The 26,604-nt window shown below is 71.8% G+C and carries 22 protein-coding genes and 7 pseudogenes; 20 read left to right on the top strand and 9 right to left on the bottom strand.

Going from position 1 to position 26,604, the window contains the following annotated elements:
* The first annotated feature begins 35 nt into the window (after positions 1–35).
* Positions 36–758: a CDP-alcohol phosphatidyltransferase family protein gene (locus tag ACRQ5B_RS14890; RefSeq protein WP_432395173.1), complete on the top strand. Its 723-nt coding sequence runs from the start codon at positions 36–38 to the stop codon at positions 756–758.
* Here ACRQ5B_RS14890 and ligD read toward each other — a convergent pair.
* Positions 755–1,777, bottom strand: coding sequence for a non-homologous end-joining DNA ligase (gene ligD, locus ACRQ5B_RS14895; RefSeq protein ID WP_432395175.1), 1,023 nt, complete (start codon positions 1,775–1,777; stop codon positions 755–757). The two genes, ACRQ5B_RS14890 and ligD, sit on opposite strands and share 4 nt — an antisense overlap.
* 128 nt (positions 1,778–1,905) lie before the next feature.
* On the opposite strand from ligD, the gene ACRQ5B_RS14900 reads away from it, so the two are divergent.
* The 6 genes and pseudogenes from ACRQ5B_RS14900 (at position 1,906) to ACRQ5B_RS14925 (ending at position 5,413) form a co-directional block, all read left to right on the top strand.
* Entirely contained in the window at positions 1,906–2,259 is a 354-nt protein-coding gene (locus tag ACRQ5B_RS14900; RefSeq protein WP_412882861.1) for a hypothetical protein, read from the top strand.
* On the top strand, positions 2,246–2,929 hold the full coding sequence (locus ACRQ5B_RS14905; RefSeq protein ID WP_412882860.1) for an alpha/beta hydrolase family protein: 684 nt from the start codon (positions 2,246–2,248) through the stop codon (positions 2,927–2,929). Before ACRQ5B_RS14900 ends, ACRQ5B_RS14905 begins: the two co-directional genes overlap by 14 nt.
* A gap of 110 nt (positions 2,930–3,039) precedes the next feature.
* Positions 3,040–3,896, top strand: a pseudogene (locus ACRQ5B_RS14910) (amidohydrolase family protein).
* Entirely contained in the window at positions 3,880–4,101 is a 222-nt protein-coding gene (locus ACRQ5B_RS14915; RefSeq protein ID WP_432395180.1) for a hypothetical protein, read from the top strand. Before ACRQ5B_RS14910 ends, ACRQ5B_RS14915 begins: the two are co-directional and overlap by 17 nt.
* A 68-nt stretch (positions 4,102–4,169) precedes the next feature.
* Positions 4,170–4,496, top strand: coding sequence for an ArsR/SmtB family transcription factor (locus ACRQ5B_RS14920; protein ID WP_364137513.1), 327 nt, complete (start codon positions 4,170–4,172; stop codon positions 4,494–4,496).
* On the top strand, positions 4,493–5,413 hold the full coding sequence (locus tag ACRQ5B_RS14925) for a cation diffusion facilitator family transporter (protein WP_432395183.1): 921 nt from the start codon (positions 4,493–4,495) through the stop codon (positions 5,411–5,413). The genes ACRQ5B_RS14920 and ACRQ5B_RS14925 overlap by 4 nt, the downstream gene beginning before the upstream one ends.
* 4 nt (positions 5,414–5,417) lie before the next feature.
* Here ACRQ5B_RS14925 and hrpB read toward each other — a convergent pair.
* A pseudogene (gene hrpB, locus ACRQ5B_RS14930) lies at positions 5,418–8,064 on the bottom strand (ATP-dependent helicase HrpB).
* 156 nt (positions 8,065–8,220) lie between these two features.
* Between hrpB and ACRQ5B_RS14935 the strand changes: the two are divergent.
* The 8 genes and pseudogenes from ACRQ5B_RS14935 (at position 8,221) to ggt (ending at position 15,295) form a co-directional block, all read left to right on the top strand.
* Positions 8,221–9,243 carry an LLM class flavin-dependent oxidoreductase gene (locus tag ACRQ5B_RS14935; RefSeq protein ID WP_432395185.1) on the top strand — a complete coding sequence of 341 codons (1,023 nt, stop codon included), beginning with the start codon at positions 8,221–8,223 and terminating at the stop codon, positions 9,241–9,243.
* Positions 9,244–9,273: 30 nt separating this feature from the next.
* Positions 9,274–9,546: a hypothetical protein gene (locus tag ACRQ5B_RS14940; protein ID WP_432395188.1), complete on the top strand. Its 273-nt coding sequence runs from the start codon at positions 9,274–9,276 to the stop codon at positions 9,544–9,546.
* Positions 9,547–9,763: 217 nt separating this feature from the next.
* Positions 9,764–10,825: an NAD(P)-dependent alcohol dehydrogenase gene (locus tag ACRQ5B_RS14945; protein WP_432398778.1), complete on the top strand. Its 1,062-nt coding sequence runs from the start codon at positions 9,764–9,766 to the stop codon at positions 10,823–10,825.
* Between the two features lie 256 nt (positions 10,826–11,081).
* Positions 11,082–11,582 (top strand): GNAT family N-acetyltransferase, encoded by a 501-nt coding sequence (locus tag ACRQ5B_RS14950; RefSeq protein ID WP_432395190.1) that lies wholly within the window; start codon positions 11,082–11,084, stop codon positions 11,580–11,582.
* A gap of 109 nt (positions 11,583–11,691) precedes the next feature.
* Positions 11,692–11,841 carry a DUF7340 domain-containing protein gene (locus ACRQ5B_RS14955; RefSeq protein WP_432398779.1) on the top strand — a complete coding sequence of 50 codons (150 nt, stop codon included), beginning with the start codon at positions 11,692–11,694 and terminating at the stop codon, positions 11,839–11,841.
* Between the two features lie 145 nt (positions 11,842–11,986).
* The gene (locus tag ACRQ5B_RS14960) at positions 11,987–12,883 is read left to right on the top strand and encodes an SDR family oxidoreductase (RefSeq protein ID WP_432395193.1); all 897 of its coding nucleotides are present in this window, start codon (positions 11,987–11,989) and stop codon (positions 12,881–12,883) included.
* A gap of 17 nt (positions 12,884–12,900) precedes the next feature.
* Positions 12,901–13,374, top strand: coding sequence for an NUDIX domain-containing protein (locus ACRQ5B_RS14965; RefSeq protein WP_432395196.1), 474 nt, complete (start codon positions 12,901–12,903; stop codon positions 13,372–13,374).
* Positions 13,375–13,467: 93 nt separating this feature from the next.
* A pseudogene (gene ggt / locus ACRQ5B_RS14970) lies at positions 13,468–15,295 on the top strand (gamma-glutamyltransferase).
* A 65-nt stretch (positions 15,296–15,360) separates the two neighbouring features.
* Here the strand turns inward: ggt and ACRQ5B_RS14975 are convergent.
* Together ACRQ5B_RS14975 and ilvD are read right to left on the bottom strand one after the other, a co-directional pair.
* A pseudogene (locus ACRQ5B_RS14975) lies at positions 15,361–15,846 on the bottom strand (mycothiol transferase); the annotation flags it as partial.
* Positions 15,847–15,931: 85 nt separating this feature from the next.
* A pseudogene (gene ilvD, locus ACRQ5B_RS14980) lies at positions 15,932–17,792 on the bottom strand (dihydroxy-acid dehydratase).
* A gap of 85 nt (positions 17,793–17,877) precedes the next feature.
* Between ilvD and ACRQ5B_RS14985 the strand changes: the two are divergent.
* The 5 genes and pseudogenes from ACRQ5B_RS14985 to ACRQ5B_RS15005 all read left to right on the top strand — a co-directional run bounded on the left by ACRQ5B_RS14985 (position 17,878) and on the right by ACRQ5B_RS15005 (position 23,801).
* Positions 17,878–18,744: a helix-turn-helix transcriptional regulator gene (locus ACRQ5B_RS14985; protein ID WP_432395199.1), complete on the top strand. Its 867-nt coding sequence runs from the start codon at positions 17,878–17,880 to the stop codon at positions 18,742–18,744.
* A gap of 48 nt (positions 18,745–18,792) precedes the next feature.
* The gene (locus ACRQ5B_RS14990) at positions 18,793–19,548 is read left to right on the top strand and encodes a TetR/AcrR family transcriptional regulator (RefSeq protein ID WP_432395202.1); all 756 of its coding nucleotides are present in this window, start codon (positions 18,793–18,795) and stop codon (positions 19,546–19,548) included.
* 142 nt (positions 19,549–19,690) lie between these two features.
* Positions 19,691–20,953 (top strand): acyl-CoA dehydrogenase family protein, encoded by a 1,263-nt coding sequence (locus tag ACRQ5B_RS14995; protein ID WP_432398780.1) that lies wholly within the window; start codon positions 19,691–19,693, stop codon positions 20,951–20,953.
* A 64-nt stretch (positions 20,954–21,017) separates the two neighbouring features.
* A pseudogene (locus ACRQ5B_RS15000) lies at positions 21,018–22,213 on the top strand (acetyl-CoA C-acetyltransferase).
* A gap of 27 nt (positions 22,214–22,240) precedes the next feature.
* A pseudogene (locus ACRQ5B_RS15005) lies at positions 22,241–23,801 on the top strand (long-chain-fatty-acid--CoA ligase).
* Positions 23,802–23,805: 4 nt separating this feature from the next.
* Here ACRQ5B_RS15005 and ACRQ5B_RS15010 read toward each other — a convergent pair.
* Genes ACRQ5B_RS15010 through ACRQ5B_RS15030 form a run of 5 tightly spaced genes read right to left on the bottom strand, consistent with a single transcriptional unit; the run spans position 23,806 to position 26,563 of the window.
* Positions 23,806–24,297: an MFS transporter gene (locus ACRQ5B_RS15010; protein WP_432395205.1), complete on the bottom strand. Its 492-nt coding sequence runs from the start codon at positions 24,295–24,297 to the stop codon at positions 23,806–23,808.
* Positions 24,179–25,084, bottom strand: coding sequence for an MFS transporter (locus ACRQ5B_RS15015; RefSeq protein ID WP_432395207.1), 906 nt, complete (start codon positions 25,082–25,084; stop codon positions 24,179–24,181). Before ACRQ5B_RS15015 ends, ACRQ5B_RS15010 begins: the two co-directional genes overlap by 119 nt.
* Positions 25,081–25,458: a fluoride efflux transporter CrcB gene (crcB, locus tag ACRQ5B_RS15020; protein ID WP_432395210.1), complete on the bottom strand. Its 378-nt coding sequence runs from the start codon at positions 25,456–25,458 to the stop codon at positions 25,081–25,083. The genes ACRQ5B_RS15015 and crcB overlap by 4 nt, the downstream gene beginning before the upstream one ends.
* On the bottom strand, positions 25,455–25,970 hold the full coding sequence (locus tag ACRQ5B_RS15025) for a fluoride efflux transporter FluC (RefSeq protein WP_432395213.1): 516 nt from the start codon (positions 25,968–25,970) through the stop codon (positions 25,455–25,457). The genes crcB and ACRQ5B_RS15025 overlap by 4 nt, the downstream gene beginning before the upstream one ends.
* Complete coding sequence (locus ACRQ5B_RS15030; protein WP_432395215.1) at positions 25,970–26,563, bottom strand: universal stress protein; 594 nt, start codon at positions 26,561–26,563, stop codon at positions 25,970–25,972. The genes ACRQ5B_RS15025 and ACRQ5B_RS15030 overlap by 1 nt, the downstream gene beginning before the upstream one ends.
* Between the last annotated feature and the right edge of the window lie 41 nt (positions 26,564–26,604).

The following is a 26,604-nucleotide window of genomic DNA, read 5'->3' on the forward strand; positions in this document are numbered from 1 at the left end:
TCCGCACCCGGTCGCGGCGATAGCATGGCCGCATCATGACTGAACTCCGGACCGCCCCGCACCCGGCGGTGGCCGACCTTTCCGTGGCCGCCGTGGCGTACCTCGGTGCCGTCGTCGTGATTGCCGGCCCGTCACTTCCCGACGGCGGGGGCGCCTTCCTCGCGGTGGGCGCCGGCGCCGCGGTGCTGGCCGGAGCTGGCGCAAACCTCCTGGGCCGGGCCGTCCCATCCTGCACCCCCGCGGACCGGGTCACGCTTGCCCGGGCGGTGCTGGTGGCCTGTGCCGCCGCGCTCACCATGTCGGGGCTGCTGACCGGCGGCCCGTCGGGGTTGCCGCTGCTCGCCGTCGGGACGGCGGCCTTCGCCCTAGACGCCGTGGACGGGCCGGTGGCGCGGCGGACCGGGACTGCCTCGGCCGACGGCGCCCGCCTGGACACCTCCACCGACGCGGCGCTGACGTTGGTGCTGGCCTGCGCCGTGGCGGGCACCCTTGGCCTCTGGGTGCTCGGATCCGGACTTCTCTATTACGTGTTCCAGGCCGCGGGCCGGTTCCGGCCGTCGCTGCGCGCACCTTTGCCGCCGTCGGCCGCTCGGAAGGTGATCGGCGCGCTGCAGCCGGCGGCCCTGCTGTTCGCCATGGTCCCCGGCGTCCCGGGGGCTGCGGCGACGGCGGCGGTCGCGGCCGCACTCGCCCTGCTGGTGCTGTCCTTCGGCCGCGACGTCGTGGTCCTGGAGCGGGGACGGCCGGGCGCCGGTTAGTCCTTGGCTTTGGCGCGGCTGGGCTGTACCCGCGGAGGTTCGCCCGGCATCTTGGGGAAGTCCGGCGGGAACGGCAGCTCGCCGAGGCCGGCCGCGGCGTCCCGTTCCCACCAGCCGAGCAGGCCCTCGATCGAGCCGGGGTTGGCGTGCATCCCGGCCCAGGGGTCGCCGGTGGACCGCAGCCGATCCGGCACCGTCGCGACGGTGAGGGCAGCCGGATCGGCATCGTCGAGTTCCTCCCACGTCAGGGGGCAGGACACAGTGGCCCCGGGCAGCGCCCGCGGGCTGTAGGCCCCGGCCATGGTGCGGTCCCGGTTGGCCTGGTTGAAGTCGATGAAGACCCGTTCACCGCGTTCCTCTTTCCACCAGGCGGTGGTCACCTGCTCGGGCATCCGGCGCTCCAGTTCACGGGCCGCGGCGATCACGGCGTGCCGGACGTCCAGGAACTCGTGGTCCGGCTCGATCGGCGCGAACACGTGCAGCCCGCGGTTGCCGGAGGTCTTGATGAAGGCTTCCAGGCCGATGTCGGCGAGGACCTTCCGTAGCTCCCGCGCGGCGGGGACGGCGTCCCTGAAGGAGGTGCCGGGCTGCGGGTCCAGGTCGATGCGGAGCTGGTCCGGGTTGTCCGGGTTCCCGGCCCGCGACGCCCAGGGGTGGAAGACCACGGTGTTCATCTGCACCGCCCAGACCGCGGCCGCTGCTTCGTCGATCACCAGCTGCGGGTGGGACCGTCCGCTCGGATAGACCACCGGCACCGACCTGACGAAGTCCGGCGCCCCCTTGGGCGGATTCTTGGAGAAGAACTGTTCGCCGTCGACGTCGCCGGAGAAGCGTTGCAGGGTGATAGGCCGGTCCCCGTTCGCGGCCAGGAATGCCTCGCCGACGTCGATCATGAACCGCGCCAGGTCCAGCTTGGTCACCCCCGCGGCGGGCCAGACCAGCCGGGACGGGCTGGAAATCCGGACCTCCCGCTCGCCGTGCGGACCCGGAACCGTCACGATCGTCTCTTCCCTTGCCATGAGGGCAGGCTACCCCGCGCCCGGTCCCGGCGACACCCGCCCGGAGCGCGTCGCCGCCGGTCCGGTCGGAACGGGAGCCGCGGCCCGGCGTCTGGCTCCGGCTGCCGCCGCTGGCTAGGGTGGCTTGCATGGCTGAGGCATTGGCGTCCCTGGCGGACGCATTCAAGACGGTGGGGGTCTCCCGGGCGTACGGCGAGTCGATCGAGCTCGCCGGAGAGCGGGTGGTGCCCGTGGCGCTGGTGTCCTTCGGGTTCGGCGGCGGCAGCGCACCGGCATCCGGGGAGGAACCCGGCGGGGCCGGCGGCGGCGGGGGCGGGTTTGTCCTGCCGCTGGGAGTGTATGCGGGCGGCCCGAACGGCCGGAGCGTGTTCCGGCCCAACCCGGTGGTCCTGATGGCCGCCGCGGTGCCGCTGGTGTGCGCCGCGGGCTGGGCGCTGCGGGCCCTGGTCCCTGGAACGCGCGCGGCAGGTGCCCGTGGTTGAGGAAACGCTGAGCATCGACGTGGACGGCACCGCGGTGTCCGCCCTCTACGCCCGGCCCGAGCACCCGGTGGCCACGCTGGTGGTGGCACACGGGGCCGGCGCCGGGATGGGCCATCCCTTCCTGGCCGGCTTCACCGCCGCCCTGAACGACGACGGCGTCGCCACCCTGCGTTTCAACTTCCCCTACCGGGAGGCCGGCCGGAAGTTCCCGGACCGCCCGCCGGTCGCCATCGCGACGTGGCGGGCCGCGATGGCTGCCGCACGCGACCGCTCCACCGGCGAGCCGGTCTGGGCGGCCGGGAAATCCTTTGGCGGCCGGATGGCGTCCATGGCGGTGGCCGAGGGGATGCCGGCGGCGGGCCTGGTCTACCTTGGCTACCCGTTGCATCCGCCGGGCAAGCCGGAGAAGCTCCGGGACGAACACCTCTACGGCGTGAGCGTGCCGATGCTGTTCTTGCAGGGCACCCGGGACACCTTCGCCACCGGGAACCTGCTGGACACGGTTGCCGCCCGGATCGGGCCCTCCGCCGAGGTGCAGTGGGTTGAGGGCGGGGACCACTCGTTCGCCGTGGCCGGCAGGAAGCGCCCCGCGGACCAGATCGGTGCGGGGCTGGCGGAACCGGTGGCCCGTTTCCTCCGGTCCCATGCCCCGGAAGGAGCCGGGAAGTGAGCGGCGGGCACGGTCGTGCCGCGCTGACCGACGCCGACGTCCCCGCCTGGTGGCAGCGGCTGGGCCTGCCCGGCCTGATCGACATCCACACGCATTTCCTCCCGGAACGGATGCTCCGCCGGGTCTGGGCCCACTTCGACGAGGCGGGCCCCCTTGTCGGGCGGCCGTGGCCGATCACCTACCGCACCGCGCAGGACCAGCGGCTCGCTACCCTCCGCACCCTCGGCGTCCGGCGCTTCACCGCCCTGACCTACGCGCACCGGCCGGACATGGCGGCGGACCTCACCGACTTCGCCCTGGACCTCGCCGCCGCCGAGCCGGACTGCGTCCCCAGCGCCACTTTCTACCCGGAGGAGGGCGTGCTCGGGCAGGTGGAGCGGGCCCTCGCCCGCGGCGCCAGGGTCTTCAAGATCCATGCCCAGGTGGGCGGCTTCGACCTGCGCGAGCCCATCCTGGACCCGGCCTGGGCGCTCTTGGCCGACGCCGGCATCCCCGTCGTCATCCACGTCGGCTCCGGCCCCGTTCCCCGGCAAGGGTTCACCGGCCCCGACAAACTCGAGGGGTGCTGCGCCGCCACCCCGACCTGACCGCCGTCGTCGCCCACCTCGGCGCCCCGGAGTACGCCGAGTTCCTGGACCTGGCCGACCGCTATCCCCGCGTCCACCTGGACACCACCATGGCCTTCACCGACTTTTTCGAGTCCGTGACCCCGTTCCCGGCGGACCTGCTCCCCCGGCTGGCGGACCTCGGCGACCGGGTGGTGCTGGGCAGCGACTTCCCCAACATCCCCTACCCCTACGCTCACCAGCTGGAGGCGCTGGAACGGCTGCGGGACCGGGAACCGCGGCTCGACGACGCCTGGCTGCGGGCCGTGTGCTGGGACAACGGCGCCCGGCTGATCGGGGACGGCGCTGTTCCCTTATCGTCGCCGACCCTGAATGATGGGTCCCATGACCAAACCCTATGAAGCGTCCCGTCCTATCGAGTCCGACAACCCGGAGGCGGTGACGTCCGCCGTCCGCGAGGCAACCAACGAACTCCGCGACACCCTGCAGCGCAACGGCATCGAGGTCAGCTTCCAGGACCTTGCCCTGCTGGGCCACTCGGAATCCTGGGACGACGAGGGGCAGCGCTGGGTGCACGTCGCCTGGGACGGCGCCGAAGCCGGCTAGCCCCGACACCAACCGCTGCGCAGACACCGACCGCTGCAACAGTACAGAAATCGCTGTAGTATTTTCGCATGCAGACACTGACCAGCACGGGCGTCCTGGCCCGGTTCGGCAAGGCACTCGCGGACCCCACCCGGTCCTCGATCCTGCTCCGGCTCAAGGACGGACCGGCGTTCCCGGGTGAGCTGGCCGAGTCCCTCGGCGTGAGCCGGCAGATGCTCTCCAACCACCTGGCCTGCCTGCGGGACTGCGGCCTCGTCGTCGCCGAACCGGCCGGGCGCAAGGTCCGCTACGAACTCTCGGACGCCAAACTCGCCCACGCCCTCGGGGACCTGCTGGAGGTCATCCTCACCGTGGAGCCCATCTGCACCTGCCCGGACGAGGACTGCGCGCCGTGAGCGGGCACCACGACCACTCGCACGCCGTCGACGCTGACGGCAACCGCACCCGGCTGCTGCTGGTCTTCGGCATTACGGTCATGGTCATGGTTGCGGAGATCACCGGCACGGTGCTCTCGGGCAGCCTGGCCCTGCTGGCCGACGCCGGACACATGTTCACGGACGCGGCCGGCCTGCTGATCGCGCTGATCGCGGCGTCCCTGGCGCTCCGGCCCGCCACCATGAAGCGGACCTGGGGTTTCAAGCGTGCGGAGATCCTGGCCGCGGCCCTGCAGGCGGGGCTGTTGCTGATCGTGGGCGCGTTCGTGATCGTCGAGGGCATCCGGCGCCTGTTCGAGCCGCCCGAGGTGGGGTCCTCGCTGATGCTCTGGTTCGGCGTGATCGGCCTGGCGGGCAACGTCGTGGGCCTGCTGGTCCTAGCCGCCGGCCGGAAGCACAACTTCAACATGCGCGCCGCGTTCCTTGAGGTGCTCAACGACGCGCTGGGCTCCGTGGCGGTGATCGTCGCCGCCCTGGTGATCGCCTGGACCGGCTGGACCCGGGCCGACGCGCTGGTGTCCCTGCTGATCGGTGCGCTGATTATCCCGCGGACGCTCAAACTGCTGATGGAGACCGTGCACGTCCTGCTCGAGAGCACCCCGAAGGGCCTCGACCTGGGCCAGGTGCGCACCCACATCCTGGCGCTGCCGCATGTGATCGACGTCCATGACCTGCACGCCTCGCTGGTGGGGTCCGGTACACCGGTGATCACCGGGCACGTCACCCTCGAGGACGAGTGCCTCACCGACGGCCACGCCGCGACCATCCTGGCCGACCTGCAGCGCTGCGTGGCCGAGCACTTCGACATCTCCGTGGAGCACTCCACCTTCCAGCTCGAACCGGCGGCCCACCGGGACCAGGAACACCTGCCCCACTAGGCGCCTACATCCTGTTCTTGACCTTCGCGGTGGCCGGGGCCGTCCACGGATCCTCCGGCCACGGGTGCTTCGGGTAACGTCCGCGCATCTCTGCGCGGACCTGGGCGTACGGCCCGGACCAGAACGAGGCCAGGTCGTCCGTGACCGCCAGCGGCCGCCGCGCCGGGGACAGCAGGTGGAAGAGCACCGGCACCCCGCCCTCCACCAGATGGGGCGTCCGGTCCCAGCCAAAGCACTCCTGCAGCTTGACCGCGACGACGGGCCGGCCGTCGTCGTCCACCGCGGGGTAGTCGATGCGGACCATCGAGCCGCTGGGCACCTTCAGGGATTCGGGCGCCAGCTCGGCCAGGCGCGCAGCTTCGGGCCAGGGCAGCAGGCGCCGGAGCGGGTCCAGGAGGTCGACGCCGGCGGTGCGGCCGCCCGCGGCCAGCGCCTCCAGTTCCGGGGCCAGCCAGTCCTCCAGCCGGGCCAACAGGGCCTCCTCCGAGACGTCCGGCCACGGCGCGCCGAGCTCCCGGCGCAGCAGGGCCAGCCGGCGGCGGAGCGCGTCGGCGGCCGAGTGACCAGCCAATGGCGCCGAGCCCCGCCCCGGCGAGAGCGCGGCCCACGGCCGCGCGGCCGGACTCCGGCGTCGGACGTACCGGGGTGGAGGAAAGTACGATGGCGCCCAGGCGGCGTTCCTGCCGGGCGGTCACCCGGCCGCCGTCGAAGGCCGCGACCACCGTGTCGGTTAGCAGGTGCGCGGCGGCGGTTTCGGCATCTGCCGGGGCGAGCGGCGCCGCGACGCGGATGACGGCGCCGGTGCCCGCGGCCTCGTGCCCGTCGGCGCGGCTGACCTCCGCGACGGCAAGCCAGTCCTGCCCGGAGAGGCGGCTGCCGCCGGGAAGGGCGGCGCGGGTTCCGGAGGCCAGAAGGTAACGGTCGCCCGGGCCGGGCACCCGGCGCGCCACCCGGTCGGGGAAGGCGAGGGCGACGACGTTGCCGGCCTCCTCACCGGGCGCCCTCGATGCGGCCGGTTTCTTCCCGGCAACCGGGGCGGCGGTGCGTGCCAGTTCGGGCGCATTTCCGCCGCCCGCGCCCGGGGCGCGGGCGATCGACTCCAGCCGCCGCACCTCGTCGGCCCAGCTGCGCGCGCCGGGATCCCTGCCCGAACGCAGCGCGGCCAACAGCCCGGGCAGGTCAGCCCCGGGGGCGCGCTGGCTGCCGGACACAGCGGCCACGGCCTCCGCGGCCGCGCGGGAGCCCACCGCGGCGCCGCCCTCCAGGAGCGCGCGGCCCAGCCGCGGGTCGGCGGGGATGCGGGCCAGAGTGCGGCCGAGGCCGGTGGCCTGCCCGTCGGGGCCGACGGCGCCCAGTTCCCGCAGCACCTCGACGGCGTCGGCCATCGCCGCGGCCGGCGGGGCATCCGGCAAGGCCATGCCGCGGCCCTCGGGGGAACCCCAGCAGGCGAGCACCAGGGCAGCCCCGGTGAGGTCTGCGACGGTAATCTCCGGGGTGACATGCGCGGGGGCGGCACCGAAACTGCGCTCGTCGTAGCAGCGGACCACCCGGCCCGGGCCGAGGCGCGCGGCACGGCCGGCCCGCTGGCCCGCGGACGCCCGAGAACAGGACACGGTGACCAGGCCGGTCATGCCGCGGGCGGCGTCGCGGCGCGGTTCGCGGGCCAGCCCCGAGTCGATCACCAGGCGGACGCCCGGGACGGTGAGCGATGATTCGGCGAGCGCGGTGCTGACGATGATCCGCGCCTGCGCGCCGGGGAGGCGCCCGGAGACCGCCCGGTCCTGGGTCGCGGGGTCGGCCTGGCCGTGCAGCTCCAGTACCTCCGCCGTCGTCCGTCCCCGCAGCCGGGACGCCACGTGCGTGACCTCCCGGGCGCCCGGCACGAAGACGAGCGCGTCAAGATCGTCCCCGGCGGCGAGGGCGGCGGCGTGCGCGGCGGCCGCCGTGTCCGCGACGTGGTCCAGGAAGGAGCGCGTCACACCGCGGGCGTCCAGCCGCGGGCCCGGCGCGGGCGCCCACTGCACCTCCAGCGGATGGAGCGCGCTGGGGCAGCCGACGACGGGCGCCGGCGTACCTGCCGGGCCGCCGTCGGCGTCCCCCAGCAGTTCGGCGAAGCGGCGCGCGTCCAGGGTGGCGGACATTGCGACCAGGGCCAGGTCGCCGCGGAGCTGGCGCACCTCGGCCAGCATGCCCAACAGCATGTCCGTCTCCAGCCCGCGTTCGTGCACCTCGTCCAGCACGACGGCGGCAGTCCCCTCCAGTCCCGGGTCGGCGAGCAGGCGACGCAGCAGGATCCCCGGGGTGACGAATTCAACGAGGGCGTCCGGGCCGGTCCGCCGCTCGCCGCGCACGGCGTAGCCCACCCGCTCCCCCAGCGGGCTGCCGTCCAGGGCGGCGAGGCGGCGGGCCGCGGCGCGGGCGGCGACCCGGCGGGGCTGGGTGACCACGATCCGGGCGGGCACTCCGTTCCGGTCGGCGGCTGCGGCACCGGCCAGGGCCAGGTTCGCCAGCAACGGGGGCACCAGCGTGGTCTTTCCGGTCCCCGGCGGCGCCTCCACAACCGCGGCGGCACCTGGGCCACCAACCGCCAGCGCCCCGGTCAGCTCTCCGAGGGACCCGGCGAACACCAGGCCCGCGCCGATGGCGCCCATGTCAAAGGGACGGCGATGGGGGCGGGGATTCCGGGCGGGGGCAGTCACGCTTCCATTCTCCCCGCCCCGGCGCGCCCGACCGCACGCCATCGTTCCCCACCCCGGGCGCGGCCCGGCGGACGGAATAGGAACCCTCGGCAACGCGTTGGGGCTGGTGTGAAAAACATTGGCTTCCTGTCCTTTGGCCACTGGACCGACCACCCGGAGTCCGGCACCCGCAGCGCCTCGGACGCGCTCCTGCAGGCGATCGACCTCGCCGTCGCGGCCGAGGAACTGGGCGCGGACGGCGCCTACTTCCGCGTCCACCACTTCGCCCAGCAGTACGCCTCTCCCTTCCCGCTGCTGGCGGCGGTCGGCGCCAGGACCAGCCGCATCGAGATCGGCACCGGCGTCATCGACATGCGCTACGAGAACCCGCTCTACATGGCCGAGGACGCCGGGGCGGCGGACCTGATCAGCGGCGGACGGCTGCAGCTCGGCATCAGCCGCGGGTCACCCGAGCAGGTCATCGACGGCTGGCGGCACTTCGGCTACACCCCGGCGGACGGCGAGTCCGACGCCGACATGGGCCGCCGCCACACCGAACGGCTGCTCGAGGTACTGAAGGGCGAGGGCTTCGCCGCGCCGAGCCCACGGCCGATGTTCCCGAACCCGCCGGGGCTGCTGCGGATTGAGCCATACTCGGCGGGGCTCCGTGAGCGGATCTGGTGGGGCTCCGGCTCGAACGCCACCGCCGTCTGGGCCGCCAAACTCGGCATGAACCTGCAGAGCTCCACGCTCAAGGACGACGAGAGCGGCAAGCCCTTCCACATCCAGCAGGCCGAACAGATCGAGCTCTACCGGCAGGCCTGGAAGGACGCCGGCCACGAGCGCGAACCCCGTGTGTCGGTCAGCCGGAGCATCTTTGCCCTGACGGACGAGCGGGACTGGCACTACTTCGGCCGTGACCGACGCAGCTCGGACCAGATCGGCAACATCGACGAGAAGACCCGGGCCATCTTCGGCCGCTCCTACGCCGGAGCCCCGGACGAACTCGCCGCCAAACTGGCCGAGGACGAGGCGATCGCGGCCGCCGACACCCTGCTGCTGACCGTCCCCAACCAGCTGGGCGTCGACTACAACGCCCACGTCATCGAGTCCGTACTCAAGCACGTCGCCCCGCAACTGGGCTGGCGCTGAGCCGGTCCCCCACAGAGAGCAGACCCCCTGATGCACTTCCAGCAGGACGCCGAGGGCTTCATCCGGATGCCGCGGCACCTTCCGGCCGGCGCCCCCGTCACCATCACCTTCAGCGACGGCTCCGCCGGGGAGTTCACCGGACGCGACCTCAACGCCGCCTACGACCGGTCACTGGCCGAGTTCCGGGCCGGCAACAACCTGGACGCCAAGGGCTTCTCCCGAACACCGAAGGCACGAACCAACTCCGGCAACCGGATCGAGTTCGTCCGCGTCCACCCGGACATGGCCCGCGGACGCGCCTGACCAGCCACCCACGCGCCTGACCCGCCTTCCACGGCACCGGCGTCGGACGTCTAAGAAAATTAATCAGCACACTGCGGAACAATCCCGCCGGGTGCGCTGTTGTCTCCCACTGTGGCTCCGATCGGTTCGCCGGCCGGGGTCACACTCCGGCGCAGCCTTGGCTGATCCCCCGCCGGCAGCTGTTGCTGATTCTCCCCAGACCGCTAACGAATCACAGATACACACTGGAGATACATGCTTACCGTTAACAGCTTATGCCGCACCGTCCGCCACCGGCGACCTGGTCCCCACCAAGATCGAACGCCGCGACGTCGGACCCCATGACGTCCTGATCGAAATCAAGTTCGCCGGCATCTGCCACTCGGATATCCACACCGTCCGCGGCGACTGGGGCCCCCAGTCCTACCCGCTCGCCCCCGGCCACGAGATCGCCGGCATCGTCACCGAGGTCGGCTCCGCCGTCACCAAGCACGCCGTCGGCGACCGCGTCGGCGTCGGCTGCATGGTCAACTCCTGCGGCGAGTGCGTGAACTGCAAGGCCGGCGAGGAGCAGTACTGCCTCAAGGGCAACACCGGCACCTACGGCGCCGTCGACCATGACGGCACCATCACCCAGGGCGGCTACTCCACCCACGTCGTCGTCACCGAAGACTTCGTGGTGCGGATCCCGGAGGGCATCGAGCTCGACGTCGCCGCTCCCCTGCTGTGCGCCGGCATCACCACCTACTCGCCGCTGCGGCACTGGAACGCCGGCCCCGGCAAGAAGGTCGCCGTCGTCGGCCTGGGCGGTCTCGGCCACATGGCCGTCAAGCTCGCCCACGCCATGGGCGCCGAGGTGACCGTGCTCTCGCAGTCGCTCAAGAAGCAGGAAGACGGCCTGAAGCTGGGCGCCGACCACTACTACGCCACGAGCGACGAGAACACCTTCAGCGAGCTCGCCGGCAGCTTCGACCTGATCATCAACACGGTCAGCGCCTCGATCGACATCAGCTCCTACCTGCAGCTGCTGCGCCTCGACGGCACCATGGTCAACGTCGGCGCCCCCGCCGAGCCGCTCCCGGTCAACGCGTTCGCCCTGATCGGCGGCCGGCGCTCCTTCGCCGGCTCCATGATCGGCGGCATCCGCCAGACCCAGGAGATGCTGGACTTCTGCGCCGAGCACCACCTGGGCGCCGAGATCGAGGTCATCCCGGCCGAGAAGATCAACGAGGCCTACGAGCGCGTCCTGGCCTCCGACGTTCGCTACCGCTTCGTCATCGACACGGCCACGCTCAGCTAGACACGTCCGCCACCCGGGACGGACCGCACTGTGCGACCCGTCCCCGGTACCGGCAAACGGCCCGGCGGCGCAGGAATTCCCTGTGCCGCCGAGCCGTTCCTGTGTCCGGGCTGCAGGGCAACCGAAAGATCTCCACAAATATCACCGGCCCGAAACCTGGGCGCAATATTGGCGGTACAGTCTGGATGGAAGGCCGGAGCGCACCGCCCCGGCCCGGGCATCCCCGGACTCCGCCCAGGAGAGAGTGCAGGTCGCCGTGAATCCCCTGTTCGTCCTCACCGCTGAAACGGCCGCCGGCGGCTCCACCCGCCGCGGCGTTCCCCTCCGCCCCATCAAGCCCGACGACGTCGACGAACTCTCGCGGATGTACCACGAGTCGTACGCGGAGAGCCTGCCCCAGCCGCCCGAGCGGGCCACCGGCTGGATCGACGCGCTCCTCGGCGGAGCGGAAGGCGCCCACCTCCCCGAGGCCTCCGCCGTCCTGACCGGACCCGAGGGCCAGCTGACAGCGGCCATCATCGTCACCGAACCTGCGCCCGGCAGCGACGGGGAATGGGACGCCGTGATCGCCGAACTCTTCACCCATCCCGACTTCCGCCGCCAGGGCCTGGCCGACGAACTGCTCAGCCACTGCCTCGACACCCTCCAGATACAGGGCCGCTCAACGGTGGCGGTCACGGTGGACAGCGGAAACTTCGCCGCCCTGGCCTTCTACCTCTCCCGCGACTTCCGCCGCCTCACCGACGACGACGCCTAGGACCCACCCGCCCCGGGTTTTGTAACGTCACTGGAGTTATTGCTACCGTGGCGGGTACGTTTCAACATTTCTTGGGGGAAATATGAATAAGGCACAGCGACGCGCCCACATGGAGCCGCCCTGTCCGGCCTGCGGATCCCGCGTGGTTCCGAACTGGACCGACCGGCGCCAGGCGTCCGACCGGCAGCCCGACTGGCAGGTCAGCGACCGGCAGTGCAGTTCGCAGCTGTGCCGGCTCAACGACCCGCAGAACTGGTAGCGGCCGCGCGCCGGGAGCCCGGCCCCGGCGCTCCCCGGCGCTCGTCGGAGACGGATGGTTGGACTGCATGATCCGCCGGGATGATCCGGTGCCGCCCGCGCGTTGAAGCCCTCGGAAGAGCACACCACACCCGAGAGGAACCATCATGAGCATCGTTGTCACCGGCGCCACCGGCCACCTGGGCCGCCTCGTCCTGGAATCCCTGCTCCGCCGCGGCGCCCCCGCCGGCGAGCTGGTCGCCGTCGGCCGCGCCGTCGATAAGCTGGATGATTTCGCCGGCCGCGGCGTGCAGGTCCGGGCCATGGACTACGACGACGCCGGGTCGGTCGCCGCGGCCCTCAAGGGTGCGTCGAAGGTGCTGCTGATTTCCGGCAGCGCCGTCGGGCAGCGTCTCGAACAGCACCGGACCGTCATCGACGCCGCCCGGGCCGAGGGCGTGGAACTCATCGCCTACACCAGCATCGCCAACGCGGACAGCACGGGGATGAAGCTCGCCGCCGAACACCAGGCCACCGAGAAGCTCCTCGCCGAATCCGGACTGCCCCACGTCCTCCTGCGCAACGGCTGGTACCTGGAGAACTACACCGAACAGCTGCCGGGCACCCTGGCACAGGGCGGCTTCGCCGGCAGCGCCAGTGACGGCAAGGTCAGCGCCGCCGCCCGCGCCGACTACGCGGACGCGGCCGCAGCCGTGCTGCTGGCCGATGACCAGGCCGGCAAGGTCTACGAATTCGGCGGCGACCAGGCCTTCACCATGGCGGAACTGGCGGCCGAGATCAGCGCGGCGGCCGGACAGCCCGTCGCCTACCAGGACCTCCCCGCCGCGGACTACGCCGCGATGCTCGCCGGATTCGGCGTCCCCGCGGACTTCGCCGGCATCCTCGCCGACTCCGACGTCGGAATTGCCCGCGGCGACCTCCTTGTCACCTCCGGCCAGCTCGCATCCCTGATCGGGCGGCCGGCCACCACCATGCCCGACGCGGTGCGCTCGGCGGTCGCCGCACTCAAGGACACCAGCCCGGAACACGGGACCGGCAACTAAGCGGACCCGGCAGCCCCATGACCGTCCACAGCGCCGGCCTGCTGCTCTTCCGTCGGACCGGCGCCGGGCTGGAGGTCTGGATCGCCCACATGGGCGGTCCGTTCTGGGCGCGCAAGAAGAACGCGTCCTGGTCCATCCCGAAGGGCATCCACACGGACGAGGAGGACCCGCTGGCCGCGGCCCGGCGTGAGTTCACCGAGGAGATCGGCACCCCGCCGCCCGAGGCCGACTACGTTCCGCTGGGCAGCTTCCGGCAGTCATCCGGGAAGGTGGTCACCGTCTTCGCCGCGGAGACGGACTTCGCCCCGGAGCGGATCGTCAGCAACACCTTCCCACTGGAGTGGCCCAAGGGCTCCGGCACCATCCGGGAATTCCCCGAGATCGATGCCGCCGAATGGGTTGGCGAGGACGAGGCCAGGGTCCGGCTGGTCCGCGGCCAGCTCCCCATGCTCGACGCCCTCGTCCGGCACCTAGGCGGGAAACCGGCCTGACGCCCCCCCGACGCAGAACGTCTTGTCATTGAATGTCACAAAATCGACACGTAGTGTGACATCAATCGACGGACCTCTTCACCGGGAGCATTCATGAAAACACCAGGACGCAGGCTCTCCGCACTGGCGGCGGCGCTGGCACTCACCGTGGCCGGCGGCGCCGTCGCGGGTCCCGCCGTCGCCGATCCCCGCGAGACGGAGAAGACCCCCACCGCCACCGGGTACGGAGGCGCCGTGAGCACGGTCGATCCGGAGGCGTCCGCCGCGGCGATCGAGGTCCTCCGCAAGGGCGGCAACGCGGCCGACGCGGCGGTCGCGGCTGCCGCCACCCTGGGTGTCACCGAACCGTACAGCGCCGGCGTCGGCGGCGGCGGGTACTTCGTCTACTATGACGCCAAGAGCAAGTCGGTGGGCACCATCGACGGCCGGGAAACCGCGCCGGCCGGCATCACCCCCGACGCCTTCATCGACAAATCCACCGGGAAGCCCTACCGGTTCACCCCGGAACTGGTCACTCAGCGGCGTTGCCGTCGGTGTCCCGGGCACCCCGGCCACCTGGCAGCGCGCCCTGGAACGGTGGGGCAGCCTGGGATTGGGCGAAGCCCTGAAACCGGCCATCAAGGTGGCCGACCGCGGATTCGTCGTCGACCCCACCTTCCGCCAGCAGACCCTGGACAACAAGGCCCGGTTCGCCGCCTTCCCGGCCACCAGCGAACTGTTCCTTCCCGGCGGCGACGCCCCCGCCGTCGGCAGCATCTTCCAGAACCACGACCTCGCCGCGACCTACCGGCTCCTGGCCAAGCAGGGCACCGCGGGCTTCTACACCGGGCCGCTGGCCGCCGACATCGCGGCCACCGTCCAGAACCCGGCCAAGGCGCCCGGCACCACGCTGCCCGTGCCCGCGGGATCGATGACGACGGCGGACCTGGCCGGCTACCGGGCCGCGGACCAGGACCCCACCCGGGTGGGCTACCGCGGACTGGATGTCTATGGCATGGCTCCCTCCAGCAGCGGCGGCACCACCGTTGGCGAGGCCCTGAACATCCTGGCCCCCACCAACCTCTCCGGCCTGTCCACCGCCGGCGCGCTGCACCACTACCTGGAGGCCAGCGCCCTGTCCTTCGCCGACCGCGGCAAGTACGTCGGCGACCCGGCCAAGGTCAAGGTCCCGACGGCGGCCCTGACCGATCCGCTTTTCGGCAAGGAACGCGCCTGCCTGATCGATCCCCTGCACGCGGCCACCAAGCCGGTGGCGCCGGGCGATGTCGCCAGCTACGACGGCGTGTGCCCCGCCGCCACAGCGCCGGCGGCCAGCGAAAAGGACACCGAGAACATCTCCACCACCAACCTCACGGTGGCGGACAAGTGGGGCAACGTGGCCGAGTACACGCTCACGATCGAGCAGACCGGCGGTTCCGGCATGGTGGTTCCCGGCCGCGGCTTCCTGCTCAACAACGAGCTGACCGACTTCTCCACGGTCTACGACGCGCAGGACCCCAACCGGATCGAACCCGGAAAGCGTCCCCGGTCCTCGATGTCCCCGACCATCATCCTCAAGGACGGCGCCCCGTTCGTGGCCCTGGGCTCGCCCGGCGGGTCCACGATCATCACCACCGTGCTGCAGACCATCCTGAACCGGGTGGACCTGGGCATGACCATCTCGGAGGCCATCGCCGCGCCCCGCGCCGCGCAGCGGAACACGGCGAAGGTCACCGCGGAGCCGGCCTTCATTGCGGCCTACGGCGATCAGCTCACCCCGTTCGGGCACCAGTTCACGCCCTCGGGTGACGCCTTCACGTCCGCGGCGGAGATCGGCGCGGCCACGGCGATCGAGTTCGGGCCCGGCGGACGGCTGACCGCCGCCGCCGAACCGGTTCGCCGCGGCGGCGGCTCGGCCATGGTGTTCAGCGCCGGCAGGTGACCGCCGCCCGCTTCACACGCAGCAGCCAGCCTGACCAAGGGCCTGGGCGGATCAGCCGCCCAGGCCCTGGCGTAGGCGGCCTGGCCCACGTGCTGGAGGCAGTCCGCCACCGTGCTGACCAAGCGCACGCCCAGGGTCACGGGCGGATCCCACCGCTCATCCACCACCCGGTCCTGGCCGCCGTCGTCCAGGCCTTCGAGGAAGCCGGCGGTCTGACGGTGCACGGCGTCGTAGTACTCCAACAGCAGGTCCGGCCCGGCGGTCACGGAGTCCACCTGGGCGGAGGAGTGCCCGTAGCCGGTGTCCCGCTCGGGCAGCGGGAGCCCGAACCTGGCAACGAAGCCCTGGCTGGTCCAGACCTGCGGGAGGCCGGCGGCGGAGGAGACCTGGGCGTCCTCCACCCGGGCCAGGTGCCAGAGAAGCCAGGCGATGGAATTGCCGGTCCCTCCCGGGCGCCGGGTCAGGCTGCGTTCGTCCGTTCCGTCCAGCACGGCCTCCACCGTTTCGCGGATCCGGCCGAAGCCATCGAGCAGCAGTTCGTTGGATTTCATTCCATTCCCTTCCCTGGCGTCGTTCGTCCGCCCATGCTGGCACACGAACGGCCCGTTGCCCTACGCGGAGAGTAAGCCGCCGGGCCTAGCCTCCCAGGAGCGTGACGTCGCGGACGGCGCCCTTATCGGCGGAGGTGGCCATGGCGGCGTACGCGCGCAGTGCGGCCGAGACCTGGCGCTCCCGGTCCTTTGGCTTGTAGCCGCCGTTAATCAGCAGCTTCTCCCGCCGCTCGGCCAGCAGTTCGTCGCTGACTTCCAGCTGCAGGGACCGCTGGCTGATGTTGATGCTGATGATGTCCCCGTCTTCGACCAGGGCGATGGTCCCGCCGGAGGCAGCCTCCGGGGAGATGTGCCCGATGGACAGGCCGGAGGTGCCGCCGGAGAAACGGCCGTCGGTGATCAGGGCGCACTTCTTGCCCAGGCCGCGGCCCTTGAGGAACGACGTCGGGTACAGCATTTCCTGCATGCCCGGACCGCCCTTGGGCCCCTCGTACCGGATGACCACTACGTCTCCTTCCTTGATGGTCTTGTTCAGGATCTTCTCCACGGCCTCATCCTGGGACTCGCACACCACGGCCGGGCCGGAGAAGGTCCAGATGGATTCATCCACACCGGCGGTCTTCACCACGGCGCCGTCCACGGCCACGTTGCCGCGGAGAACGGCCAGCCCGCCGTCCTTGGAGTAGGCGTGCTCCACGGAGCGGATGCAGCCCTTCGGCGGCGTCGGTGTCCAGCGAGGTCCACTCGTTCGACTGGGAAAACGCCGTGGAGGACCGGACACCGCCGGGGGCCGCGTGCCACAGGGCGCTGGCTTCCTCCGTGGCCTTGCCGCCGCGGATGTCCCAGTCGTCCAGCCAGCCGTCCAGGTCTGCCGAGTGCACCGAGTGGACGTCCTTGTGCAGGAGCCCGCCGCGGTTCAGCTCGCCCAATAGTGCGGGGATGCCGCCCGCGCGGTGCACATCCTCCATGTAGTAGGTCCGGTCCTTGGCCACGTTCGGGGCCACCTTGGCCAGGCACGGCACCTGGCGGGACTTGGCGTCCATCTCGGCCAGGCCATAGTCCACGCCCGCCTCCTGGGCCGCGGCCAGCAGGTGCAGGATGGTGTTGGTGGATCCGCCCATGGAGATGTCCAGCGCCATGGCGTTGTCGAAGGCCTTGGCGGTGGCGATCGAGCGGGGCAGCACCGACTCGTCGTCGCCGTCGTAGTAACGCTTCACGAGCTCGACGACGGTGGTCCCGGCCTTCTCATACAGCGCCTTGCGCGCCGTGTGGGTGGCGAGCACGGAGCCGTTGCCGGGCAGCGACAGGCCGATGGCCTCGGTGAGGCAGTTCATCGAGTTGGCGGTGAACATGCCGGAGCAGGATCCGCAGGTGGGGCAGGCGTTCTCTTCGATGAGGTTGATGTCGGCGTCGGAGATCGACTCGTCGACGGCGTCGGAGATGGCGTTCACCAGGTCCAGGGAGCGGACGGACCCGTCGGTCAGGGTCACGCGGCCGGCCTCCATAGGGCCGCCGGAGACGAACACCACGGGGATGTTCAGGCGCAGCGCGGCCATCAGCATGCCGGGGGTGATCTTGTCGCAGTTGGAGATGCAGACCAGGGCGTCGGCGCAGTGGGCGTTCACCATGTACTCCACCGAGTCGGCGATCAGGTCGCGGGAGGGCAGCGAGTACAGCATGCCGCCGTGGCCCATGGCGATGCCGTCATCCACGGCGATGGTGTTGAACTCGCGGGGAACCGCTCCGGCGGCCAGGATCGCGTCGGAGACGATCCGCCCGACGGGGGCAAGATGGGTGTGGCCGGGGACGAACTCGGTGAAGGAGTTGGCCACGGCAATGATCGGCTTTCCGATGTCCGAGTTGGCGACGCCGGAGGCGCGCAGCAGTGCGCGGGCTCCGGCCATGTTCCGGCCGTGGGTGACTGTTTTAGAGCGAAGTGCAGGCATGTGTATCATCCTGCACCGCGCCGCGGCCGGGGTGAAGACGGCCTTGATACTAGTAGCAGGAGTACCAGAGTAATAGTATTTCGGGGTGCAGAACGCCGATCGTCGCAAAGAACTGGGGCTCTTCCTCCGGGCCCGCAGAAACCAAGCCGTCCGGATGGATTACGGCCTCCCACCCCTGTCCCGCACCCGTGAGCGGGGCCTGCGCCGCGAGGAGGTAGCGTTCCTCTCCGGCGTCAGCGTGACCTGGTACACCTGGCTGGAGCAGGGACGGGACATCACTCCGTCCCGCCAGGTCCTCGAGGCTGTCGGCCGGGCCCTGCATCTCTCGGACGCCGGGCTGGACTACGTCCTCTCCCTCGGGGGCTACGCCGCCGTCGGGCCGGGGCCCGCCGCGGCCGCCACCGCCCCCGCCCATCTCCAGCGCCTGCTCGACGCCCTGGACCCGAACCCGTCGTTCGCCCTGTTCCCGGACTGGGGCATCGCGGGCTGGAACAGCGCCTACGCGGCCCTCTTCCCCAACATCGCCACCGTGCCCTCCGCCGACCGGAACCTGCTGTGGCTCGTCTTCACCGACCCCTACGTGCGGGACCTCCTGCCGGATTGGGAGGTGACCAGCCAGCGGTTCCTGGCCGAGTTCCGTGCCGAAACCGGGCAGCGCCTGGGCGACGTGGACGTCAGGAACCTGGTGGAACGGCTCAAGTCCGCCAGCCCGGAGTTCAAGGAGGGCTGGGACCGGTACGACATTCTTGGCTTCGAATCGCGGGAGAGGGTCTTCCACCACCCGAGCGTCGGCACACTGAAGTTGGAACACCATCAGCTCTCTCCCTCGGACCGGCCGGACCTTCACCTGGTGGTTTACACGCCGGCTCCGGGCAGCGGGGCCGGGCCCCTGATGGGGCGCCTCATTCCGCCGACCAGCCAGGAACCCGGCGGACCTGCGGAGCGCCGCTGACGCACGGCCGGGCGGGGCTCCGACGCGGCGGTGTGCTACTTTCGGGCCATGACCAGCCAGCCCGTGACCCACGACGCCGACAGCCCGGCGGCCGCCGCCATCGGGCTGCTGGCCCGGCAGGGCTTCGACGCCACCTCAGTGGAGGAACTCGCCGAAGCCGCCGGGATGAGCCGCAGCACCTTCTTCCGCAAGTTCGGGTCGAAGGAGGACGTGGTCTTCGCCGACCACGAACGGATCCTGGCGCAGGTCACCGGCCGCCTGGCCGACTCCCGGCAGGATCCGCTCGCCGCCGTCGAGGATGCCGCCCTGCTGGTGTTCGAGCACCACCTGCGCCACCGCGAAACGTCCCGGGCACGCTACGAACTGATGCAGGCCGTGCCCTCGCTCCGGGACCGGGAACTGGTCACCTCGCACCGGTACGAGCGCGCCTTCCTCGTGCACCTGCTGGACCGGCTGCCGGCCGCCGCCTCCGCCGCCGCCGGCACGGGTGACCAACCGGCCGCCGCGGATCACCGTGAGCACACCGCCGTCGCCTACGCGGCCGCCGTCGTTGCCGTCCACAACGCCTTTCTCCGCCAGTGGCTGCGCTCGCCGGCGACCGAGGACGCCGGCGAACGGGAGGACGCCGACGCCCGGCGGGTGGGCGAACTCGCCGGGGAACTCCGCGGACTCTCCGCCCTGTTCCGGCCGGTCCTTCTCGGCACCGCTCCGGCAGCGGCCGCCAGCACCGTGGTGGTGACCGTGATCGCCGGAACCGCGGACAAGGACGACGTGGCGCGCGCCGTCCGCGACGCGCTCCCCTGACAAGTCCCCCGCCGACGCGCCGAATTGGAACGGAGTTTCTTGACGTGGAACTGCGTTTCATTGCATCCTTGATCGACATGGTGTGAGCCACGCCACGGGCGGCGCACAGCCGCCGACGCTATCGACGAGGACCACCACGCACATGACGACGACGTCGCCCGCCTCCGCGGCCACCGAAAACTCCAGCACCGTCCCCGCCGGCTTCCCCGCTGGCACCGTCGAGCCGGATTACCTCCTGACCGAAGCGCTGGGAACCGACCCGGCAGCCCTCTTCACCGGCATCAGCGACGAGGACCGCGCCTACTGGGACCGCGCCCGCGGCTTCGTCCAGGACGAGGTCCTGCCGGTGATCGACGGTTACTGGGAACGCGCCGAATACCCCGTGCACCTGTTGCGCCGCCTCGGCGAACTGGACCTGCTGCGCGACGGGATCGATGTCGAGGGCCACGCCCCGATGAGCAGCATGGCCGCCGGCCTGGTCACCATGGAGATCAGCCGCGGCGACGGCTCTGTCGCCACGATGATCGCCGTGCAGGGCGGCCTGGCCCTCCGCTCGGTCGCAGAATGCGGATCCGAAGAGCAGAAGCGGCGCTGGCTGGCCCCGATCGCCGAGGGCACCGAGTACGCCGCCTTCGCCCTCACCGAACCCACCCACGGCTCCGACTCCGTGGGCCTGGAATCCACCGCCACCACCACCGACGGCGGCGTCTTGCTCAACGGCGAGAAGAAGTGGATCGGCAACGGCTCCATCGGCGGCCTCAGCGTGGTGTGGGCCCGCGGCGAGGACGGGCAGGTCCACGGCTACCTCGTCCCGCAGGACTCCCCCGGCTACACCGGCACCACCATCGAGGGCAAGCTTGCCCTGCGCGCCATCTGGCAGGCCCACATCCGGCTGGAGAACGTCTTCGTTCCGGAGGAGAACATCCTGCCGGGCGCCCGCACCTTCAAGGACACCGCCCGCGTCCTCCTGGCCACCCGGCTGAGTGTCGCCTGGTCCGCCGTCGGCCACGCCACCGCCTGCTACGAGACCGCCGTCCAGTACGCCAAGCAGCGCAAGCAGTTCGGCCGCCCGCTGGCCTCCTCCCAGATCGTGCAGGAACGGCTGGCCCGCATGCTCAGCGAGCTCTCCACCATGCAGCTGATGGTCATGCAGATGACCCGGCTGGACGAGGCCGGCACCCTGACCGCCGAACAGGCCGCGCTGGCCAAGTACACCTGCACCCGGCTGGCCCGCGGCATCGCCTCCAACGCCCGCGACCTGCTCGGCGGCAACGGCATCCTGCTGGCCAACCGCGTCGCCCGCCACCTGGCCGACATCGAGGCCATCCACACCTACGAAGGCACCGAGACCATGCAGGCGCTCATCATCGGGCGCGGCATCACCGGCACCTCCGCTTTCGCCTGACCCGTCCACTTCTTCGCCTGATCCGCCGTCCCCAGACAGACGCCACCCACCAAAGGACCCACCCATGAACCAGAACGCCATCACCCCGGTCATCCTCGGAGGCGCCCGCACCCCTTCGGCCGCTTCCGCGGCGGCCTGTCCGCCTTCTCCTCCAGCGAACTGGGCGCCCACGCCATCCGCGCCGCACTGGCGCGCACCGGCGTCGCCCCCGAACAGGTCGGCGCCGTGATCGTCGGCCAGGTCATCCAGGCCGGCGCAGGCCAGGGCCCGGCCCGCCAAGCCAGCCTCGCCGCCGGCATCGGCTGGGACGTCCCCACCGTCACCATCAACAAGCTCTGCCTCTCCGGGCTCACCGCCGTGATCGACGCCGCCCGGATGATCCGCGCCGGGGAGGCCGACTTCATCGTCGCCGCCGGCCAGGAATCCATGACCAACGCCCCGCATCTGGTCCCCGGACTGCGCGCCGGCGTCGTGATCGGCGACGCGCCCATGCTCGATTCCCTGAACCACGACGGCCTGCAGGACCCGGTCAGCGGCAAGCTGATGGGCGAGGCCACGGACGCCGGCAACGTCGAACGGCAGATCAGCCGCGGGGAACAGGACGCCGTCGCGGCCCGCTCGCACCAGCGCGCCGAGGCCGCCCGCGCCGCCGGGATCCTCGCCGAGGAAATCGCCCCGATCGAGGTGCCCCAGCGCAAGGGCCCGGCCCTGACCCTGGAGCACGACGAGGGCATCCGCGCCGACACCACCGCGGAGTCCCTCGCGCAGCTGCGCCCGGCGTTCTCCAAGGGCGCCGCCGCCACCATCACCGCCGGCTCCGCCTCGCCGCTCTCCGACGGCGCCGCGGCCCTCGTCATCGCCAGCAAGGAAGCCGCGATCGCCGCTGGCCTCGAGTGGATCGCCGAGATCGGCGCCCACGGCCAGACCGCCGGTCCGGACGGCTCCCTGCACTCCCAGCCGGCCCGGGCCATCGACCGCGCCCTCGCCCAGGAGGGGCTGCACGCCAAGGACCTGGACCTGGTGGAAATCAACGAGGCCTTCGCCTCCGTGCTGATCCAGTCCGCCAACGACCTGGGCATCGACACCGACGTCGTCAACGCCGAAGGCGGCGCGATCGCCCTCGGCCACCCCGTCGGCGCCTCCGGGGCCCGCCTGGTCCTGCACCAGGCACTCGCCCTAAAGCGCCGCGGCGGCGGCACCGGCGTCGTCGCCCTCTGCGGCGGCGGCGGCCAGGGCGACGCCCTGGTCCTCAAAGCCTAACCACCCCCTCAGACGAAGAAGCAGGACATGACCAACACCACCAGCGGCGACGGTTTCGCCACCATTTCCGTCGCGGCGATCCTGGCGGAATCCGCCCGCCGCTCCCCGGACCGCACGGCCCTGATCGTCGGGGAGGACCGGACCAGCTACGGCGATCTCTGGCGGCAGACCCGCGAGTACGCCGGCGCCCTGCGCGCCCGCGGCATCGGCCCGGGCGACGCCGTCGCCGTGCTGATCCCGAACGTGCCGGACTTCGCCCGCGTGTACTACGCGGTGCTGTCCCTCGGTGCGATCGTGGTGCCGGTGCACGCCCTGCTCAAGGCCCGCGAAATCGAGTACGTCCTGCAGGACAGCGGCGCGCGGCTGATGATCTGCGCCGACGCCCTCCTGGCCGAGGGCGCCGCCGGGGCCGCGGCCAGCGGCGTCGACGTCCTGACGGTCATGTCGCCCGAGGGCGGGGACCTGCCCCGGCTCGAGGCGGAAGCCGCCGCGGCGGAACCGATCCGCAGCTACGAACCCTGCCGGCCCTCGGACACCGCCACGATCCTCTACACCTCCGGCACCACGGGCAAGCCCAAGGGGGCGCTGGGGACCCACTTCGCACTGGTGGAGCAGACCTCCGTGATCCTGACCAGCGTGATGGACTTCAAGCCCGGGGACGTGCTGTTCGGCGGCCTGCCGCTCTTCCACACCTTCGGCCAGACCGTGGTCCTGAACGCCGGGCTGCGCGCCGGCGCCACCGTGGTGCTGCTGCCGCGGTTCACCGGCCAGGGCGCCCTGGAGCTCGTGGCCAAGCACAAGGTCAACGTCTTCGTCGGGGTGCCCACCATGTACGTGGCGCTGCTGGAGGCCGCGAAGTCGACGTCGGTGCGGCCGGCGGACCTGCGCTACGGCATCTCCGGCGGCGCGTCGCTGCCGCTGGCGGTGATGGACCGGTTCCGCGACGTGTTCGGCGTCGAGATCCACGAGGGCTACGGCCTGACCGAGACCTCCCCGGTCGCGGCGTTCAACCACGTCGGCATGACGCCGCGGCCGGGCACCATCGGCATCCCGATCTGGGGCGTGGACATCGAGATCGCCCGGGCCGAGACCGTGGAGAGCATCGAACTTCTGCCCAACGGCGAGCTCGGCGAACTGGTGGTCCGCGGCCACCTGCTGATGAAGGAGTTACCTGAACCGTCCCGAGGCCACCGCGGAGGCCGTCGTCGACGGCTGGTTCCGCACCGGCGACCTGGGCACCAAGGACGACGACGGCTACCTCACCATCGTGGACCGCAAAAAGGACATGATCATCCGCAACGGCTACAACGTCTACCCGCGGGAGGTCGAGGAGCTGCTGCTGACCCACCCGCAGGTGGTCAGCGCCGCCGTCTATGGTGTCCCGCACGAGGTCCACGGCCAGGAGGTTGCCGCGGCGATCGTGCTCGACGCCGGGGCCACGGTGACGGAGGCCGAACTGGTCGAGTTCGCCAGCTCGCAGCTGGCCGCTTACAAGTACCCGCGCATCATCCGGCTGCTGAATGAACTGCCGCTGGGTCCCAGCGGCAAGATCCTCAAGCGCGAACTCGCCGCCGACCCGGCAGGATAGGCGCCTACGCCGGCGCGGCGGGCCGTCCCGCGCCGGAACGCAGCAGCGGGATGAAGACCAGCAGGGCGGCCACCTGGGTGGCGATCGTGAAGACCGCCAGCCCCGCAGGGGACGTCGCGTAGAGGGCGCCAATGATGGTCGAGCCCGCGAGCCAGGCGAGGCCATAGACTGCGGTGAAAATCCCGTACCCGGTGCCGCGCCGGGCGGCCGGGACCAGGTCCGCGACGGCGGCGCGCAGGGTGGATTCGTGAATGCCGAGCGCCGCGCCCCAGACCGCCGCCCCGGCCCACACCAGGGCTGGCGAGTCCGAAAAGGACAGGAACGGCACGGCGGCGGTGAGCGGCAGGGCCACCAGCAGTCCACGCAATCCGATCCGGTCATACAGCGCGCCCGAGGCCAGCGCCGCGAGGGCCGCCGCGCCCATCGACACGGCGTAGGTCACGGGGATCAGCGCCGGCGCCAGCACCTTCTCCACCTCCAGGTGGTAGGAGACCACGCCGAAGGTGGAGAACCCGAACATGGACACGGCGGTGAAGCCGCTGTACCACCAGAACCGGGCCGGCAGCGGCGTGCGGGACGGCCGGTGCCGCGGGCACTATCACGCGGGCGGCTGCATTGGCGGCCTCGCCGTCGCCGGCCAGGCCGGCGTCGAACCGCTCGGGGGCCGGGACGAAGCGCCGGAGCAGGACGACCGCGGCGATGGCCAGCGCGCCCGGGATGGCCAGGACGCCGAAGCCGAGCTGGTAGCCGGAAACCGCGATCATCAGGCTTACCAGGAGCGGGCCCACCAGCGCGCCGGACTGGTCCAGCGCCTCGTGGATCGCGAAGGCCCGGCCGCGGCCCAGCGTCGCCCCGGCGTGGGAGAGCATGGTGTCGCGCGCCGGGGTCCGGACGGCCTTGCCGAAGCGTTCGGTGATCACCAGGGCGGAGGCCTGCCAGAGGGACCCGGCGAGGGCCAGCAGCGGGACGGCGACGGCGGTCAGGGCGTACCCGGTGATGGTCAGCGGCCAGTACTTGCGCGTGCGGTCCGCCAGCGGCCCGGTTCCGAGCCGGAGGACCAGCGCCACGGCCTCGCCGACGCCGGTGATGAAGCCGACCATCACGGCGCTGGCGCCGAGCGTGGCCAGGTACGGTCCGGTGATGGCGCGGGCGCCCTCATAGACGACGTCGGCCAGCATGCTGACCACACCAAAGGACAGGACGAAGCCCATCGGGCCGAACCGGTTTTCCCGGCGCGCGGCCGTTGCCGGCGCGGCCTGTGCCGGCTGGCCGGAGGAGCTCACAGCAGCCCGCCCAGGACAAGGCCGGCGGCGGCCGCACCGACCGCGGCGAGGGCCGTGCCGAGGCCGTTGACCAGCGCCAGCCCGGACCGGCCGGACTGGACCAGGCGCACCGTCTCGAAGCTGGCGGTGCTGAAGGTGGTGTAGCCGCCCAGGAACCCGGTCCCGGCGATCAGCTGGAGTTCCGCCGGTGCGGCGTGGGCTCCGACAGCTCCGGCGATCAGGCCGAGGAGGAAGGAGCCGGTGACGTTGATGACGATGGTGGCCACGGGGAGGGCGGCGCGGACCCGGCTGCGGATCAGTCCGTCCAGCAGGAACCGGGAGGCTGCGCCGAGGCCGCCGGCCAGGCCCAGCAGGGCGACGGTGACCAGGCTCATTCGGGTGCCCCCTGCCGCGCGGAGGCCAGCCGGATGCCGGCGAAGGTGGCGAGGAAACCGACCACCAGGGAGGCTCCCACGTACGCCAGCGCGTCGAGGGAGCGGCCGGCGGCGAGCAGTCCGTTGCTTTCCAGGGCCAGGGTGCTGTAAGTGGTGAAGGCGCCCATGAACCCGGTACCCAGGAGCAGCCGCATGACGCGCAGCCGTCCGGCGTCGGGGCCCCGGCGGATCAGGGCCTCCAGCAGCAGGCCCAGCAGGAATGCCCCCGCCAGGTTGATCACGAGCGTGGGCAGCGGCCAGCCGCCGGGGGCGGGCAGGACGGAGCCGAGGCCGTAGCGGGCCTGCGTCCCGGCGATCCCGCCGGCCACCACCAGCAGCAGGAAGCCCGGGTGCAGGTGCAGCGGGCGTCGGCTGCGTGCCGGCTCCTGCGCGGAGTGTCCGGTGCCGGGGGCGACGGCGTGGGTGCCGTCCGGCCGGGCGGCGGGGACGGTGTCCGGGGTGCGGGGTTCCATTACCGGTCCTCCCGCGCCTGGTGCCGGGGCTGCGGGGCGAGCGGGACCACCAGGACAGGGCGGTGCTGGCGGTGGGTCAGGTGCACCGCCACCGAGCCGACCAACAGCTCCTCGAAGCGGGCGCCGAGGCCGCGCTCCCGCGTCCCGACGACGATGATCGAGGCGCCGCTGGCCTCGGCGAGCCGGCCGAGTGCCCGCGCGGGGTCCCCGGCCAGGGCGACGAAGGACCAGGGCACGCCGCCGGCGTCCAGGGTCTCCCCCAGCCGGGCCTTCAGCGCCGCGGCGATCCCCTCGACGTCGTCGTCGATGCCGTCGGGATCGATCGGCCGGGCGCCGCTGGGATCATTAGGACGGCGGCCGCCGGGGTCGTCGGCGAGGTAGCTGGTGACATCCACGTAGGCGCAGATCAGGGGAACACCCAGGCTGAGGGCAAGCTCGGCGGCCCGGTGGGCGACGGCCTGGGGCTGTCCCGGGACCGCGCCCATGACGACGGGCCCGGCGATGCGATCGACGGGGCCGGAGGTGTGTTCGGAAGCGGAATGCTGCCCGGCGGCGGGGTCCGCCGGACCGGGGACGGGTCCTGTAGGTGTCATGATGCTCCTGTCCTGTGGCGTCTGTGTGAGGCGTCGCGGCG

Source organism: Pseudarthrobacter sp. L19 (assembly GCF_050859435.1).
Lineage (GTDB): Bacteria > Actinomycetota > Actinomycetes > Actinomycetales > Micrococcaceae > Arthrobacter.